This is a genomic window from Vibrio sp. 704 (genome assembly GCF_033339295.1).
Genome location: NZ_JAWOUH010000010.1, coordinates 123,924 through 140,192, shown reverse-complemented (window position 1 = coordinate 140,192; position 16,269 = coordinate 123,924). Strand labels below are relative to the sequence as shown.

The window sequence follows — 16,269 nt, the reverse complement described above, 5'->3', positions numbered from 1 at the left end:
CTTACTTCGTCTTTTGTGGTAATTCGTCTTTGTAATGACCACGTTTGTATGCCCAAACCATCATGAGGACACCGATAACCACCATTGGCAGGGATAAAATCTGTCCCATGGAAATAAAGCCACCGAATAAACCCAAATGAGCGTCTGGTTCGCGCACGTATTCTACTAGGAAACGGAAGGTTCCGTAACCCGCAAGAAAGAGTCCTGAAACAGAACCTAGAGGACGAGGTTTCTTGATGAACCAATTCAAAATGAAGAAAAGGACGATACCTTCAAGCGCCATTTCATAAAGTTGCGATGGATGACGTGGCAGTGGACCGCCATTTGGGAAAACGATCGCCCAAGGCACATCCGTTACTCGGCCCCACAACTCGCTGTTCATGAAGTTACCTAAACGCCCCATACCCAAACCAAATGGCACAAGCGGCGCGATAAAGTCAGCAACACCGAAGAAAGTTCGCCCGTTTTTGTGTGCATACCAGAACATCGCGGTAATCACACCCAGTAAGCCCCCGTGGAAAGACATACCACCGGTCCACACTTTAAATAGATACAAAGGGTCAGCCAGGAAGAGCTCAAAATTGTAGAAAAGCACGTAGCCTACACGGCCACCAATCACCACGCCAAGGAAGCCTGCGAACAACAAATCAGAAACCTGCTCTCGTGTCCAACCACTTCCAGGCTTATCCGCACGTCGGTTAGCTAACCATAGAGCAAACATAAAGCCCACAAGGTACATCAAACCGTACCAACGAACCGAAACAGGACCAATAGAGATTAAAACCGGATCAATATTGGGAAATTCAATATATCCCTGAGACATAAATCATTCTCTTCTTATCACAACAAAATAAATATACCCAAGTAACCTCTAGATGCTTGGTCCAGCGAGAATGACTTGGGTACAAACTTAGAGCAGCATGGTCGCTGCAACAAACATTAAGAACACCGCGAATATCTTTTTTAATACCGCAGTTGGAAGGTTAGTTGCCAGCTTCGCACCCACTTTTGTTGTGAGCATCGAGGCCATAGCAATCGCTAATAAAGCGGGAAGATAAACATAGCCAATACTGTATGAAGGTAAGCCTTCCACTTTATAGCCATGTAAGATGAAGCCGATCATACCAGAAATGGCAATCACGCAACCACAAACGGAGGATGAGCCCACCGCTTTACGCATCTCTATCCCATGTTTATTTAAAAATGGTACCGACAGTGAGCCACCACCAATACCAGCAAGGCTTGATACGACACCAATTCCCGTGCCGTAAACTACAGTCACAGGGCTGCTCGGCATAGGTTTACTGCTCGTAACTTTAATGGAACGAAACATTTGTACTGACAGGCAAAGAACAATGACACCAAACACTTTCGGCAAATAGTGTGTAGGGATCCACTCAGCAATATTGGCACCAACAAAGCCACCAATGACCACACCAGGCATCAACCATTTTACGACAAACATATCGACATTGCCGAGCTTAAGGTGATTCATCGCCGATGAGCCAGACGTGACAATAATACTCGCTAACGAAGTGGCTAAGGCCATGTGCATACTCATTTCTGGAGAGATCCCAGCAAGAGGAAGCAAATACAACAAGGCAGGAACAACAATCAAACCACCACCGATACCGAGTAACCCCGCCATCACACCCACAAAAGCGCCTAGCGCCAACAATAACAAAAATAAAGAGACGGTCACGATTTCCTACTTTTTACCTGCACGGATAAAGCCCGCAAAGCCCTGTTGAATGAAAAAGTCATGCATCATTTGATGAATGTCCTCCCCATAGGACTTTGTCATTGCTTGCTCCGCTAATTTTTCTAATTCTTCTTGTTGGCTATGACGAATCAAATATTTCACCTTAGCCACATTGGAGGTGTTCATACTCAAACTGGTATACCCTACCCCAAGTAAGAGAAGAGCGCCAAATGGATCACCCGCTAGCTCACCACAAATACACACGGGCACCTGATATTTATCACACACCTCATGGATTTGCTTAAGCGCTAACAGTACCGCAGGATGCATAGATTCATAGACATCCGCTACGCGCGAATTGTTCCTATCTACCGCTAATAAATACTGAGTTAAATCGTTTGTCCCGACAGAAACAAAATCAACACGGTGAGCGATCGTTGGCAACAGATACACCATCGATGGTACTTCAATCATGACCCCAATTTGTGGGAATTGAATTCTATCATCAAGCAAAACGGCTTCGCTGTGAGCTTGATTAATCAAGCTAATGGCATCGTCTAGCTCTTTTACCCCTGACACCATTGGCAATAAGATACTTAAGTTTCCGCTTTCTGCACTCGCTCTTAACATTGCACGCAGCTGGATCAAGAAAATGTCTGGATGATCCAATGTAAAACGAATGCCACGCCAGCCTAGAAACGGATTATCTTCTTCGATGGGCAAATACGGCAAAGGTTTGTCACCACCAATATCCAAAGTACGCATCACTACTCGTTGATTCGGATAGCTGTTAAGTATTGCTTGGTATTGATGATACTGCTCATCTTCCGAAGGAAAGTGATGCTGAAGTAAAAATGCAATCTCAGTTCGGTACAACCCAACACCATCAACACCTGTGTTGATGGCAATATTACTGTCAGCACTGAGTCCCGCATTCAGCATAATTTCGATATGGTGATTATCTTGCGTAACCGCAGGGAGTGCGAGGTCCTTGTTTACCATGGCAAACAATTCAGACTCTTCGCTTACTAAGCTGCGATACTCTCGCAACAACTGGCGGTTTGGCTCTAAGAAGATCTCACCCGTATAGCCGTCGACTATCCCGAGTTTGCCATTCACCACATCCGGATTAATGTTGGCGCCCATGACTGCAGGGACCCCAAGAGCTCGAGATAAAATGGCAGCGTGAGAGTTTGCGCCTCCCTCTAATGATACGACAGCTAACAAAAACTCTTTAGGTACAGAAGCGAGCAAGGTGGCAGTGAGTTCATTCGCCACCAAAATAATGGGACGATCAATTGCAGAATTTTCTTGCTCGCTGTTGTGCAGAAAATAGAGCAGCCTTTGCCCTAACTCTCGGATATCTTGCGCTCTTTCACGCATGTATACATCCGACATTCTGGCAAATCGATTCGAGTATGATTCTACAACTTGGCGTAACGCCCAGTCTGCCCTATCTCCTTTTTCAATCTGCTTCTTCAAATCACCGCGAAGCATCGGATCATTCAGTAAGTGAGTAAACAGATCGAAGATCGCCAGCGCATCTTTGTTGATTTCACTGTCCAGTTTTTTCCGCATACGGCGAAAGTCATTTAACGCTCGCTCTATGGCCACCAGTAGTGTCTCGTGCTCGCGTTCCTTATCTAACGTGGACGAAGGGAAAACATCCGATAAACTCGGCTGGGTATTGTCGAACCAAAACTCTCCAATCGCGACACCAGTAGACGCAGGCAAACCTTTTAATACCGTGGGTTTAGATGCTAACTGCCAATGCCCAAGATTCTGCGCATGTGCAATGAGCACCGCTAACTGAGCGGATAAAGTAACAAGAAACGATTCTTCCATTTCACTAAACAAGCGCGGTGTTTTTTGTTGGATCACCAACACACCTAAAACTTGTTTACGATGAATGATTGGAGTAGCTAAAAAAGAGTGGTAAATCTGTTCGCCGAGTTGAGGAAAGAATTTGAACTCGGGGTGTTTTGAGGCTTCGGCAAGGTTAAGGGGTTCAGCGCTTCGTTTTACCAACCCAACCAAGCCTTCATTGAAGTTGATATGAATACTATCACCTTCAAAAATAAGGCCTTGAGTTGCCATTAACTCAAGGCGCTGCATTTCTTCATTAGCAAGATAGATAGTACAGCACTCAGTACTAAGGGCAGCACAAGTCTCTTTCACCAATATATCGAATGCCAGATGCACATCATCGACCCTGGAGACTTTCTCAACTATTTCCCTTAGCTGACTGAGCATGATTATCCTCTACGTTGCTTTTTTCTTTTCCCTTTCGCTTTTCTCTCTCGAAAAGGCATGGCTAAGGATGCAAATTCTTTCATCGCTCGTCGATAAACATCTCGCTTGAAAGAAACAACTTGCCTAACTGGATACCAGTAACTTACCCAGCGCCAACCATCAAATTCAGGGGATTTTCCGCGTTGCATATTAATGCGAGACTCATCGCATTCTAATCTCAGCAGAAACCATTTCTGTTTTTGGCCGATACAAACAGGCTTGGAGTCCCAACGCACCAATCGCTTTGGTAGCTTATATCTTAACCAATGACGACTTGTTGCAATGATCTTAACGTCTTTTTTCGTTAAACCGACTTCTTCGTATAACTCCCTGAACATGGCTTGTTCAGGGGTTTCACCTTCGTCAATCCCACCTTGTGGAAATTGCCATGAGTGTTGCCCGTATCGTTTAGCCCAGAAGACCTGACCATGGTTATTACATATCACAATACCAACATTAAGTCGGTAACCATCGCCATCTATCACTGGCTAACCTCTATGAATAAATTTTTTATTACCGTGATTTTTCCACATATCCCCATTACTAGCAAACTTACTGATGTGATATGAGCAAGATTTATTACCTTTTCAGCATTTTTGGATATCTTTTAATCAAACCATACCTTATCAACACAAGAGTGAGACATTGCCCACATTTATTCACCTTTTCTGTGAATAACTTTGTGAAGAATTCAATTCAAATGAGTAATTCAGTTCAATCCCATCAAATGAAAAACAAATGAATAAACAAAAAAACAAACATAAAACATTGATAAAAAAGTATTTATTTTTAAAAATAACGATAATTCGATCTTCAATTTCTTGATGATCTTTTCACCAAACTCAGATCGGTCAAAGATCCACCAACAGGCTATTTATCCACACTTACCTGCTATTCGTTTAGATGATTACAACAAAATCAACCCCAAAAATGCATTTTAACCCCTGTTTATTCATACAGACCCCGTCAGGATCTTATCAATACCTCCTCCACCTGTGGATAAGTTATGAATTGATCGTTCTTACACCGCCTCGGTGAAATCTTAAACAGTAGATTTGGTCGGAGTTTGATAAACTATATTTTTTGTAATACCACCTTGTAACTATGAAACCAGAACCACAAACAGAAGCAGAGCTATTGGAACGAGCGCATGATATGGCAGGACTCAGTTTTGCTGAGTTGGCCGCCGAGGCGAATATGATTGTTCCTGAAAACTTAAAACGTGATAAAGGTTGGGTGGGTCAATTACTCGAATGGCACTTGGGCGCTCCAGCTGGCAGTAAACCTCAACAAGATTTCGCAAAACTAGGGATCGAGTTAAAAAGTATTCCGATCAGTTACTCTGGCAAACCTTTAGAAACAACCTTTGTTTCTGTGGCCCCCCTCACTGGTGTTCATGGTCTTACATGGGAAACAAGTCATGTTCGAAACAAGCTATCTCGTGTGCTTTGGGTACCCGTAGAAGGAGAACGAGAAATCCCACTCGCTGAAAGACGTGTGGGCAGTCCACTCATTTGGTCACCAGATGAAGAAGAAGAACGGATTTTGCGAAATGACTGGGAAGAGTTAATGGAGATGATCGTCTTGGGAAGATTTGATCAAATTTCCGCCAGACACGGAGAAGCGCTGCATCTTCGCCCTAAAGCCGCAAATGCAAAAGCGCTCACCGAAGCATACAACTCAAATGGTAAGCCGATGAAAACTCTGCCCCGAGGCTTTTACCTTAGAACACAGTTTACTGAACAGATCTTACTCAAGCACTACATTAACACTCAACCAGAATAAAACCATATCAGCTATTTAGTGCGTCACGAGCGATAACTCAATATCGCAGTACGAGGCTGCCTCTTCAGTGCCACATTCGTCATACGCATTGCGCAGCCTTAAATACGCTTTATCGACCCCTAGCCTCAATAGTTCTTCTTTTACTAAGTCTAGAGAGCCAAAATGTATCGGGTCTTCACCGTCTTTAATCGGCTCAAGTTGATGCTTGTACTCCACAGCTAAAAGATAGTCAGAGACATCAGAACACCCAATCACAAATACTTTGGGAGTTTTATAAGTATCTTTATGTGGACCATGTAGCCACATGTCCAATTGATGCTTCTGCATAACATACCTCCTTCACACGATCATTTAAGTGTAGTTAGGCTAACTGTAGCTTTCGAGTTTGCTCTTCCTTTATACGTAAATCATTTGCGATTGCGGCTAAAAATCCCCTATATTGGAGTCACTTATTTAGTCGGTAACTCTTCAAGGACGTGATATGCAATACACAAAACTACCGCACTCATCACTTGAGATCAGTAAAATCTGCCTCGGCACTATGACGTTTGGCGAGCAAAACACAGAAAAGGACGCCTTTGAACAGCTCGACTTTGCCCTCGATCATGGGGTGAACTTCATCGATACCGCAGAGATGTACCCTGTACCGCCAAACTCGGAAACACAAGGGCTCACCGAGCAATACATCGGTAATTGGTTAGCAAAAAGCGGCAAAAGAGAGAAAGTAGTACTGGCAACAAAAGTGGCTGGCCCTCGCAATGTTCCTCACATTAGAGACAACATGAGCCTTAATCGTCGCCACATCCATACAGCAATTGATGACAGCCTTAATCGTCTACAAACCGATTATGTCGATTTGTACCAACTACATTGGCCGCAGCGTCAAACCAACTGCTTTGGTCAACTCAACTACCCATACCCTGACAAACAAGAAGAAGTCACGTTAATTGAAACGTTGGAAGCGCTTACTGAATTAGTGAATGCAGGTAAAGTGCGCTATATCGGCGTATCCAACGAGACGCCGTGGGGTGTGATGTCGCTATTGCGTTTGGCAGAAAAACACGATTTGCCAAGAATTGTCTCCATTCAAAACCCATATAACTTATTGAACCGCAGCTTCGAAGTTGGCTTGTCTGAAATCAGCCATTACGAAGGCGTTCAGTTACTTGCCTACTCTCCTTTGGCATTTGGCTGCCTGAGTGGTAAATACCTAAACGGGGCAAAACCTGAAGGCGCTCGATGTACTAAGTGGGAGCGTTTTGCGCGCTACTTCACTCCACAAGGTGTTAAAGCGACCGAAGCTTACGTCAATTTAGCTCAAGAGCATGGTCTAAACCCTGCACAAATGGCGCTCGCGTTTGTCAATCAGCGTCCATTTGTTGCTTCTAACATTATCGGAACAACAAACCTAGACCAATTAAAAGCCAATATCGACAGTATTGATTTGCAACTTAGCGACGAACTACTTACTGAAATTCAAGCAATAGGTACCACTTACTCGAATCCTTGCCCTTAACAGTAAAGCTCCCTTCAAACGAAAACAGCTGATCTTCAAGATCAGCTGTTTATCCAATGAAGTCATACTTCATATAAAAAGTTAAGCGTGTTGAATGACTCGTTAACAACTCAGTCAGTCCAACACGCTAACGATTACGTCATTATTCGCGACGTTAAAACTCGACGAAGGTGACGAACTCGACGTTCAACTTTAACTGCATCCGGAACATTGGCACGTGTAGAACGACCATCGCGATCTAAACCAATATCTCTCAATAGATGAACATTCGTCCATGGAATATCATGAGCAGTTCGGCGTATGGTGCGCTGCCATTGCTTTTCTTCGCGTTTAAGGTCTGCTTTCAATAGCAAAGTGGCCAATTGTAGGTAAATAGAGTGACGCATAATATTTTCTCCGATTATCGATGTATTCGACTGGGAAAAATAGTGCGTAAAATGAACAGAAATATTCTGTTGATACTAAGCCGCTACTTTCCCGCAGCCTAGTAATAAATATGATAGGTTACGGATTAATTTTTATCTTGTGAGCCAGTGGTATTGGTATCATCCGATTTAAGGGTTATCGGAGCGATAGGCATACGATCAGCGCAAGCAGTGGTGTTAACAACGTAATGTTTCATCTTGCGCCTCCTAGCTAAAAATTAATCCGTTTATGAAAGGTATAACTCATTGAGTTACGGTTAAATTGTAAGCTTTGATGAATATATATCAAACATTTTTTGCCTTTTTGATTAAAAACAAATCAATACACCGCAATTTAGTTTCATATACTTTTATGTATAACATATTCACCTGAGGAATATATAAATTTGCGGATTTTATAAATCAAACCAAACAAAAATAAAAAGAGCGGCTCTGTGGCCACTCTCTTTTATTGTATTTATTCGCCTATTTAACACAGGGAAAGGCCAACTACATGGCTTGTTCGGAAATCAAGTTATGTTTATTAAGTAGTCGATACATGGTTGCACGCGAAACTCCGAGCTCTTTCGCCGCATTTGAAACTTGACCAGAATGAGATTCCAAAACAACCAGCAACGCATCACGTTCACTCTTCTCTCGGATTGATTTCAAGCTGCGCTTTGAGTCATTACGTTGAGGTAAATCTAAGTGATGATCTTCAATCATTACGCTGTCGGACATTAATACCGCTCGCTTCACTTGGTTCATCAGCTCACGCACATTTCCAGGCCAGAAATAACGTGTCAGTGCCTTGAAGGCATCCTCAGAAAAGCTTTTTGCTTGCGAGTTGTACTCTTTTGAGAACTCTTGTAAGTAGAAACGAGCCAGCAATGCGATGTCACTCGCACGTTCTTTCAAGCTAGGGACATTGATGCGCAGAACGTTGATGTAATGGTAAAGCTCTTCATTGAAGTCACCGTCAATCAAAGCTTTTTCAACATCCGACGAGTTAGCAGCAAGAATACGCACGTTAACCGCTTTTACGCCATCTTTGGTATAAATGGTGCCTTCTTGCAAGAATCTCAGCAGATTCATTTGCTGCTCTTTTGAAATGGTAAGAATGTCATTAAACAACACGGTGCCACCATCTGCTTGTTCAAGCAGGCATGCTTCCATATCTTCATCGGCGTTAATACCAAATACTTCAGCTTGGAAACGTTGTTCATTGAGTGCGCGACAGTTAATTGCCATAAACGGTTTATGAGAGCGTGAAGAGACTTTATGGATGGCCCTAGCAACCGCCTCTTTACCAGTCCCACTTTCCCCAGAAATCAGAATGCTGACGTCCGTTGGACCAATGCGCTTCACTTGATCGCGTAAACGTTTCATCGGGATAGATTCACCGATCAAACCCATATCTAAACTGCTACCAAAACTAGGCCAAACTTTTTTCTCCAATTTAAGCATGCCAAGCTGGTGACCTATTGTGCTTAATAACTGTGCATCTGGGATCGGCGCTGTGAAAAAATCGATACAAAAGTTAACAATGAACTGGCATATGGTGTCAGTGCCAAGCTGAGATTCACGAATAAACGCTAACCAACGTACGTGTTTGTGAGAGCTGACTAAGTTCGCCAAACCATTCAAGCTGAACTCGTCATGGCTGAGATCAACAATACCGATACATGGACCAATATCTTCTAACAGCGTATTAGCTTTGCGTAAGTCACCTACTTGATGACACTTCCAGCCCACTTGCTCCAGTACCGATAACCAAGGCTCATAAGTACCGCCAACTACCACAAGCGATCCCGGGATGGAATCCATCTTAAACTGCCCAGCCATTCTCTAACCCTTTTTCATTGTTAATAGAAATTTTGTGCCACAAACTTATCTTTGCGAGCGGGTAACATTATCGAGACTCCGCCCCCTCACGTCTGTCTCAGTATTAAGACTATGCAATAGATTGAGATTTGGCGAATGTTTATTTGCATATCCCATTAAAAGGCAAGTGCAACAACTTGAATTACCTTAACTAAAAGGCAAAAAAAAACCACCCGAAGGTGGTTTTTTACTCATCCTATCGAATTACGCTTGCGGGCGCATTGCAGGGAATAGGATCACGTCACGGATAGTGTGCGTGTTAGTCAGTAGCATAACCAAACGGTCGATACCGATACCTTGGCCTGCTGTTGGCGGTAGGCCGTGCTCTAGAGCAGTGATGTAGTCTGCATCGTAGAACATTGCTTCGTCGTCACCAGACTCTTTCGCTTCAACCTGTGCTTTAAAGCGTGCATCTTGGTCTTCAGCATCGTTAAGCTCTGAGAAACCGTTCGCTACTTCACGGCCACCGATAAAGAACTCAAAGCGGTCTGTAAAGAACGGGTTGTCATCGCTACGACGAGCTAGTGGAGAGATATCTGCTGGGTAGCCAGTGATGAACGTAGGCTGCATTAGCTTAGGTTCTGCTGTTTCACCAAAGATCTCTTCAAGAAGCTGACCACATGTCCAGAAAGGTTCTACTTCAACGTGAACAGATTTCGCGATAGAAACCATTAGATCACGGTTTTGTAGGTCTTCTTCTGTTAGCGCTTGGATTTGCGCGTGGTCTGGGTTGTAGTGCTTGATTGCTTCGAACATGCTCATACGAGTGTAAGTACCACCAAACTCAACCGTTTCATCACCGTAAGGCATTGACGTTGAACCTAGAACTTCTTGCGCCACTGAGCTTAGTAGTTCTTCAGTTAGGTCCATCAGATCTTTGTAGTCTGCGTACGCCATGTAGAATTCCATCATTGTGAATTCTGGGTTGTGGCGTGGAGAAAGGCCTTCGTTACGGAAGTTACGGTTGATTTCGAATACGCGATCAAAACCACCAACAACTAGACGCTTCAGGTATAGCTCTGGCGCGATACGTAGGTACATTGGCATGTCTAGTGCGTTGTGGTGCGTGATGAATGGACGCGCACTCGCACCGCCAGGGATAACGTGCATCATTGGCGTTTCAACTTCCATGAACTGCTTAGAGATCATGAAGTTGCGGATTGCAGACATTACTTTAGAACGTACTACGAACGCTTGACGAGAGTCTTCGTTAACGATCAGATCAACGTAACGTTGGCGGTAACGCATCTCTTGGTCAGTTAGACCGTGGAACTTTTCTGGAAGTGGACGTAGTGCTTTGGTTAGCAACTCGTACTCTTCCATGTTCACGTATAGGTCACCTTTACCAGACTTATGAAGTGCACCTTTAACACCGATGATGTCACCGATATCTAGACCTTGGTATTTTTCTTTAAGTACTTTTTGAACCGCTTTGTCAGCGTAAGCTTGGATACGGCCAGAAGTTTCTTGAATTACCAAGAATGGACCACGTTTAGCCATGATACGGCCAGCGATTGCTACTACGTGGTTAAGCTCTTCTAGCTCTTCCTTCGTCTTTTCACCGAACTCTTTCTGAAGGTCGCCCGCTAGTGCGTCACGACGGAAGTCGTTTGGATGGCCGTTCGCTTTGCAGCTCTTTCGGATTGCATCCAGTTTAGCGCGGCGTTCAGCAATCAGCTTATTTTCTTCTAGTACAGTTTCGTTTTGAACAGCATCAGTCATTTTCGATGTATCCTGTTTTTGTCGGTGAAAAGCTTTATAGACCTGATTTCAGGCTAGCTTCAATAAATTTGTCCAGATCGCCATCAAGAACCGCTTGAGTATTACGGTTTTCAATGCCCGTACGGAGGTCCTTAATACGTGAGTCATCCAATACGTAAGAACGGATCTGGCTACCCCAGCCAATGTCAGACTTAGCGTCTTCATTAGCTTGTTTTTCCGCATTTTGCTTTTGCAATTCAAGCTCAAACAGCTTCGCTCGAAGCTGTTTCATTGCCTGATCTTTGTTCTTATGTTGAGAACGGTCATTCTGACACTGAACCACTGTGTTCGTAGGTACGTGCGTAATACGTACCGCAGATTCTGTGGTGTTTACGTGCTGACCACCTGCGCCTGACGCACGGTAAACGTCAATACGTAGGTCGGAAGGATTAATGTCGATGTCGATGTTTTCATCAATCTCTGGATAGATGAACGCAGAAGCAAATGACGTATGGCGACGACCGCCTGAATCAAACGGAGATTTACGAACAAGACGATGAACGCCCGTTTCAGTACGTAACCAACCGTACGCATATTCACCAGAGATGCGAACTGTTGCCGACTTAAGACCCGCGACTTCACCTTCAGAGACTTCAATCACTTCAGCTTTGAAGCCCTTCGCTTCTGCCCAACGTAGGTACATACGCAGCAGCATGTTAGTCCAGTCTTGTGCTTCTGTACCACCAGAGCCAGCTTGCAAATCGATGTAACAATCAGAGCTATCGTGGTCGCCAGAAAACATACGACGGAATTCAAGCTTTTCTAGCTTCTCTTCCAACTCAGCAAGTTCTGGTTCAATTTCGTCAAATGTTTCTTGATCTTCTTCTTCTACAGCCAACTCAAGAAGACCTTCTACATCTTCCACACCTTGCTCTAGTTGATCAATGGTTTCAACAACCGCTTCTAGTGATGCACGCTCTTTACCCAGTGCTTGCGCACGCTCAGGTTCGTTCCATACATCTGGTTGTTCAAGTTCTGCGTTGACTTCTTCTAGACGCTCTTTCTTCGCGTCATAGTCAAAGATACCCCCTCAGGACATTTGTGCGCTGAGACACGTCCTGCAGACGGTTTTTAATTGGATTGATTTCAAACATGTTTACTCAACATTTTAGAATAGAATTTAACCGAGAAATTCTACTGAAAAATGTGACCGAGATACAGGAAAATTTCGGATGAGAAATCAGATTGCGGTGAGAGAGAGCACGGTCATAAAATTTCACGTCCACTTAGGGGCAACCGTACTCTATAAGAAAGGTTAATCTAGGTATTACTTAGCTTCGATATGGTCGATCATCAATTGCAATGATTGATTACCACGAAATTCATTCACATCCAGCTTATACGCGAGACGTACTGTTTTAACCGATGCATCTGGCCATCGACGTAGATCAACATTGAATGCAATACCGTCGATCATCACATTGGTAGGGTGACCTTTATAAAGCGGCTCTAACATCAATTTAAGATGCTTCTCACCCACCAGCTTTTGATGCAGTACTTTAAACTCACCATCAAAGATTGGCTCTGGGAAAGCTTGTCCAAAAGGACCACCCGATCGCAGCTGTTCAGCAACATGCATAGAGAACTCTTCCGGCTTAAGTTCACCATCGGACATGATCACGCCTTTTAGCGCCGCTTCATCGAGTTCCTTTTTTACCACTTCATCAAACAAACGACTGAAACGCTCAAAATCCTGCTCTTTAATCGTTAAGCCTGCTGCCATAGCGTGTCCACCAAACTTGATGATCAAACCCGGGTTTTGTGTGTCGATGAAATCCAACGCATCGCGCATGTGTAGCCCCGGAATAGAACGACACGAGCCTTTAATCATCCCTTCTCCGCCATCAGCAAATGCAATGACTGGACGGTGAAACTTCTCTTTAATGCGCGAAGCCAAAATACCAATCACACCTTGGTGCCAATCACGTTGGAATAAGGCTAAGCCATAAGGAAGCTCATTGCCTTCACCAAACTGAAGGCGCTCACAGAAAGCCATCGCTTCTTGCTTCATGCCTTCTTCAATCTCTTTACGAGTTTGGTTCAAGCCATCCAATTCACTTGCCATGCGACGAGCAGCGTGGATGTTGTTACACATCAATAGTTCAACACCGAAAGACATGTCATCAAGACGACCTGCAGCGTTAATACGTGGACCTAAAGCAAAGCCAAAATCGGACGCAACTAAACGACGCGCATCGCGCTTCGCGACCTCAATTAATGCCTGGATGCCGGGACGCGCTTTGCCCGCACGAATACGTTGCAAGCCTTGGTGTACAAGAATGCGGTTGTTTTCATCCAATGGAACGACGTCGGCGACGGTACCCAGTGCAACAAGGTCAATCAGTTCCATCAACTTGGGCTCTTGCATCCCCTGTTCTGCAAACCAATTGTGTTTTCGCATATGAACGCATAGTGCCATCATGAGATAAAACGCGACCCCTACACCCGCAAGCGCTTTAGATGGAAAGCTACAGCTCTCAAGGTTTGGGTTCACCATTGCATCCACATCAGGCAACACTTGTCCTGGTAAGTGGTGATCGGTAACGAGCACAGTAATGCCATTTTCTTTTGCGTAACGCACGCCTTCGATTGATGAGACGCCGTTATCCACCGTCATGATCATCTCAGCGCCAAGCTCTAAGGCTTGGTCAACGACTTCTGGGCTTAACCCATAACCGTCTTCAAAACGATTTGGCACTAGGTAATCCACATTGTGACTACCAAGCATACGCAGCGCGAGCACTGATAATGCTGAGCTTGTCGCGCCATCAGCGTCAAAATCACCGACAACGATGATGCGTTTTTGTTCTTTTATCGCCTGAAACAAAAGATCGACAGCTTGCTCAATCCCCCCGAGTTTTTGATATGAATGCAACCCACGGGCAGACGTTTCTAATTGTGAAAGATCCGTTATCCCACGGTTGATGTAGATACGTTTAAGAATCGGAGGAATGGAATCAGGAAGAAGGGAAAGATCAGATTCAGGACGTCGTTGAATTTCTATCATGCTTAAAAGAGCCGACAACTTTGCCGGCTCTGCTCCTAATGGATTATAGTTGCTTTAAACGTTTCAATAGCTCTGCAGGTGGTAGGTAGCCACCAACCATTTCGCCATTCGGTAAGAAGATTGCTGGCGTACCAGAAATACCCAATTGGCGACCTAGATTGTAATGCGCCTGGATGGTTTCTTTACACTGTTTTAAGTCTTTCGCAGGGTTATCAAATGTACGATTCACTTTCGCGTTGTGCATTGCCGACGCCGGATCTTCAGCACACCAAATCGTTGCCATTTGCTCTGCCACAGGGCCAGTTGCACCTTGGCGAGGGTAAGCCATGTAACGCACTGTGATACCTAGATCATTATAGCCTTGCATTTGGCTATGCAGACGCACACAGTAACCACAGGTGATATCAGTGAATACGGTCACAACGTACTTTTCATCGTCGGCTTTGTATTCGATCATGCTATCGGAGAACTGCGCAATTTTCTCGGCGTTAAGCGGCGCTTGACGCTCTGCTATGACATCTTTGTAACTGCCATCATCATTAATGGCATAAAGCGTACCGGCGATAAAATGGCTACCATCATTTGAAGCAAACAGGATCCCGCCATTGGTTTGAATTTCCAATAAGCCAGCGACGTCTGATGGTTGAATATCAACGATAGATAAACCAAGCTTTGAGAACTTAGTTTTTAATGCTGCTTCATCAAAGCCGCTTTGTGCAGCTGGCGCCACTTGTTGCGCAGGAGTCTCCGTTTGAGCCTGACTTTCTTCTGCACCACAAGCGGTAACAAAAAATGGTAAAGTCAGCAGAGTTAGTCGGCGTAATACGCTCATGAAATTCACCTTAATGTAAAATCGTTTTTCCAAGAAGACATGGATGAATCTAACCATTGTTATGCTCTTGGGTGGTGTTGACTGTGGATCTGCTTCAATCGTTCAGTCGCCACGTGAGTATAAATTTGCGTGGTCGATAAGTCACTATGTCCTAAAAGCATCTGTACGACCCTGAGATCTGCGCCATAGTTCAATAAGTGCGTGGCAAAGGCATGACGCAGTACGTGCGGCGACAGCTGATCCGTGTCAATCCCTGCTATCAAAGCATAGTACTTAATACGGTGCCAAAACGTCTGACGAGTCATTTGTCTTGCGCGTTTACTAGGAAAAACAATATCAGATGATGTATCACCAAGTAACGCAGGGCGCCCTTGTTGAATGAACGTCTCGATCCAATCGACCGCGTTTTCCCCCATAGGAACCAGGCGTTCTTTGCCACCTTTACCAGTCACGCGCACCACCCCTTGGCGCAAGCTAACATTTTCCATGGTCAAACTGACGAGCTCTGTCACACGCAACCCTGTCGCGTAGAGTAGCTCTAGCATCGCTTTATCGCGCAATTCTATAGGGTCATTCGGGTCTGGCGCTTCAAGCAACGCGTCCACTTGCTCTTCACTAATATCTTTGGGTAAACGTTGTGGCAGTTTAGGGCTAACCAAGAGCGCACTCGGGTCATCAGCACGCACCTTCTCACGATGCAGGTATTGAAATAAACGACGAATAGCCGACAACATACGCGCACGGGACGTCTGTTTGTAATCTAAATCTACAAGGTGGCTTTGATATTCTTGCAAGCCAGACAAACTGATGAAATCAAGACGGTATCGATGTTTTTCCATCCACACGAGCAGCTTCATTAAATCGTTTCGGTAGGAAGCCAACGTGTTATCTGATAGGCCACGCTCCATCCACATCGCATCTAAGAATTGCTCAACAAGCGAAAAATCTTGTTGATTGACAGGCTGTTGTGCCGTCATGAATGCTTCCTTATCTGTTTATATTTACAGTATTTAGATTAAAGCACCTGCCAATCCAATACCATAAAAAATCATCCTACATAGGATATTCGCTGCAATCTTCCTCAAT

Annotated in this window: 14 protein-coding genes; 2 read left to right on the top strand and 12 right to left on the bottom strand. The window is 44.4% G+C overall.

Annotated features, from left to right (window positions below; translation table 11 throughout):
* Position 1: 1 nt before the first annotated feature.
* From lgt to rppH, 4 genes are all read right to left on the bottom strand, one after another.
* Positions 2-823, bottom strand: coding sequence for a prolipoprotein diacylglyceryl transferase (lgt, locus tag R7R24_RS15000; RefSeq protein WP_005381948.1), 822 nt, complete (start codon positions 821-823; stop codon positions 2-4).
* Between the two features lie 87 nt (positions 824-910).
* The gene (locus tag R7R24_RS14995) at positions 911-1,702 is read right to left on the bottom strand and encodes a sulfite exporter TauE/SafE family protein (RefSeq protein WP_005385965.1); all 792 of its coding nucleotides are present in this window, start codon (positions 1,700-1,702) and stop codon (positions 911-913) included.
* Positions 1,703-1,708: 6 nt separating this feature from the next.
* Complete coding sequence (gene ptsP / locus R7R24_RS14990; RefSeq protein WP_191116199.1) at positions 1,709-3,955, bottom strand: phosphoenolpyruvate--protein phosphotransferase; 2,247 nt, start codon at positions 3,953-3,955, stop codon at positions 1,709-1,711.
* Positions 3,956-3,957: 2 nt separating this feature from the next.
* Entirely contained in the window at positions 3,958-4,479 is a 522-nt protein-coding gene (gene rppH, locus R7R24_RS14985; protein ID WP_005381953.1) for an RNA pyrophosphohydrolase, read from the bottom strand.
* Positions 4,480-5,098: 619 nt separating this feature from the next.
* On the opposite strand from rppH, the gene mutH reads away from it, so the two are divergent.
* A complete protein-coding gene (gene mutH, locus R7R24_RS14980; RefSeq protein ID WP_017821501.1) occupies positions 5,099-5,779 on the top strand; it encodes a DNA mismatch repair endonuclease MutH in 681 nt (226 codons plus the stop codon).
* A gap of 15 nt (positions 5,780-5,794) precedes the next feature.
* Here mutH and R7R24_RS14975 read toward each other — a convergent pair whose 3' ends face one another.
* Positions 5,795-6,106, bottom strand: coding sequence for a DUF6482 family protein (locus R7R24_RS14975; protein ID WP_005381772.1), 312 nt, complete (start codon positions 6,104-6,106; stop codon positions 5,795-5,797).
* A gap of 154 nt (positions 6,107-6,260) precedes the next feature.
* Between R7R24_RS14975 and R7R24_RS14970 the strand changes: the two genes are divergently transcribed.
* Complete coding sequence (locus R7R24_RS14970; protein WP_054578525.1) at positions 6,261-7,295, top strand: NADP(H)-dependent aldo-keto reductase; 1,035 nt, start codon at positions 6,261-6,263, stop codon at positions 7,293-7,295.
* A 134-nt stretch (positions 7,296-7,429) separates the two neighbouring features.
* Here R7R24_RS14970 and R7R24_RS14965 read toward each other — a convergent pair whose 3' ends face one another.
* The 7 genes from R7R24_RS14965 to xerD form a co-directional block, all read right to left on the bottom strand.
* Positions 7,430-7,681 carry a hypothetical protein gene (locus tag R7R24_RS14965; RefSeq protein WP_005381776.1) on the bottom strand — a complete coding sequence of 84 codons (252 nt, stop codon included), beginning with the start codon at positions 7,679-7,681 and terminating at the stop codon, positions 7,430-7,432.
* A 528-nt stretch (positions 7,682-8,209) separates the two neighbouring features.
* Positions 8,210-9,544, bottom strand: a complete 1,335-nt coding sequence (vpsR, locus tag R7R24_RS14960; protein WP_054578524.1) for a cyclic-di-GMP-binding transcriptional regulator VpsR — start codon at positions 9,542-9,544, stop codon at positions 8,210-8,212.
* A gap of 243 nt (positions 9,545-9,787) precedes the next feature.
* A complete protein-coding gene (lysS, locus tag R7R24_RS14955) occupies positions 9,788-11,305 on the bottom strand; it encodes a lysine--tRNA ligase (protein ID WP_005382861.1) in 1,518 nt (505 codons plus the stop codon).
* Between the two features lie 34 nt (positions 11,306-11,339).
* A protein-coding gene (gene prfB / locus R7R24_RS14950; RefSeq protein WP_100068604.1) for a peptide chain release factor 2 occupies positions 11,340-12,438 on the bottom strand; the annotation gives its coding sequence in 2 pieces (ribosomal slippage) (positions 11,340-12,362 and positions 12,364-12,438; 1,098 coding nt in all).
* Positions 12,439-12,611: 173 nt separating this feature from the next.
* Positions 12,612-14,351 carry a single-stranded-DNA-specific exonuclease RecJ gene (gene recJ, locus R7R24_RS14945; RefSeq protein WP_054578523.1) on the bottom strand — a complete coding sequence of 580 codons (1,740 nt, stop codon included), beginning with the start codon at positions 14,349-14,351 and terminating at the stop codon, positions 12,612-12,614.
* 43 nt (positions 14,352-14,394) lie between these two features.
* Positions 14,395-15,183 carry a bifunctional protein-disulfide isomerase/oxidoreductase DsbC gene (dsbC, locus tag R7R24_RS14940; RefSeq protein WP_005381786.1) on the bottom strand — a complete coding sequence of 263 codons (789 nt, stop codon included), beginning with the start codon at positions 15,181-15,183 and terminating at the stop codon, positions 14,395-14,397.
* Positions 15,184-15,242: 59 nt separating this feature from the next.
* The gene (gene xerD / locus R7R24_RS14935) at positions 15,243-16,160 is read right to left on the bottom strand and encodes a site-specific tyrosine recombinase XerD (RefSeq protein ID WP_054578522.1); all 918 of its coding nucleotides are present in this window, start codon (positions 16,158-16,160) and stop codon (positions 15,243-15,245) included.
* Positions 16,161-16,269 lie beyond the last annotated feature (109 nt).

Bases quoted from the DNA above. Each gene is read 5' to 3' on its own strand.
- lysS (WP_005382861.1), bottom strand. From the start codon at position 11,305: ATGACTGATGCTGTTCAAAACGAAACTGTACTAGAAGAAAATAAGCTG.
- R7R24_RS14975 (WP_005381772.1), bottom strand. From the start codon at position 6,106: ATGCAGAAGCATCAATTGGACATGTGGCTACATGGTCCACATAAAGAT.
- xerD (WP_054578522.1), bottom strand. From the start codon at position 16,160: ATGACGGCACAACAGCCTGTCAATCAACAAGATTTTTCGCTTGTTGAG.
- R7R24_RS14965 (WP_005381776.1), bottom strand. From the start codon at position 7,681: ATGCGTCACTCTATTTACCTACAATTGGCCACTTTGCTATTGAAAGCA.
- dsbC (WP_005381786.1), bottom strand. From the start codon at position 15,183: ATGAGCGTATTACGCCGACTAACTCTGCTGACTTTACCATTTTTTGTT.
- mutH (WP_017821501.1), top strand. From the start codon at position 5,099: ATGAAACCAGAACCACAAACAGAAGCAGAGCTATTGGAACGAGCGCAT.
- vpsR (WP_054578524.1), bottom strand. From the start codon at position 9,544: ATGGCTGGGCAGTTTAAGATGGATTCCATCCCGGGATCGCTTGTGGTA.
- lgt (WP_005381948.1), bottom strand. From the start codon at position 823: ATGTCTCAGGGATATATTGAATTTCCCAATATTGATCCGGTTTTAATC.
- ptsP (WP_191116199.1), bottom strand. From the start codon at position 3,955: ATGCTCAGTCAGCTAAGGGAAATAGTTGAGAAAGTCTCCAGGGTCGAT.
- R7R24_RS14970 (WP_054578525.1), top strand. From the start codon at position 6,261: ATGCAATACACAAAACTACCGCACTCATCACTTGAGATCAGTAAAATC.
- recJ (WP_054578523.1), bottom strand. From the start codon at position 14,351: ATGATAGAAATTCAACGACGTCCTGAATCTGATCTTTCCCTTCTTCCT.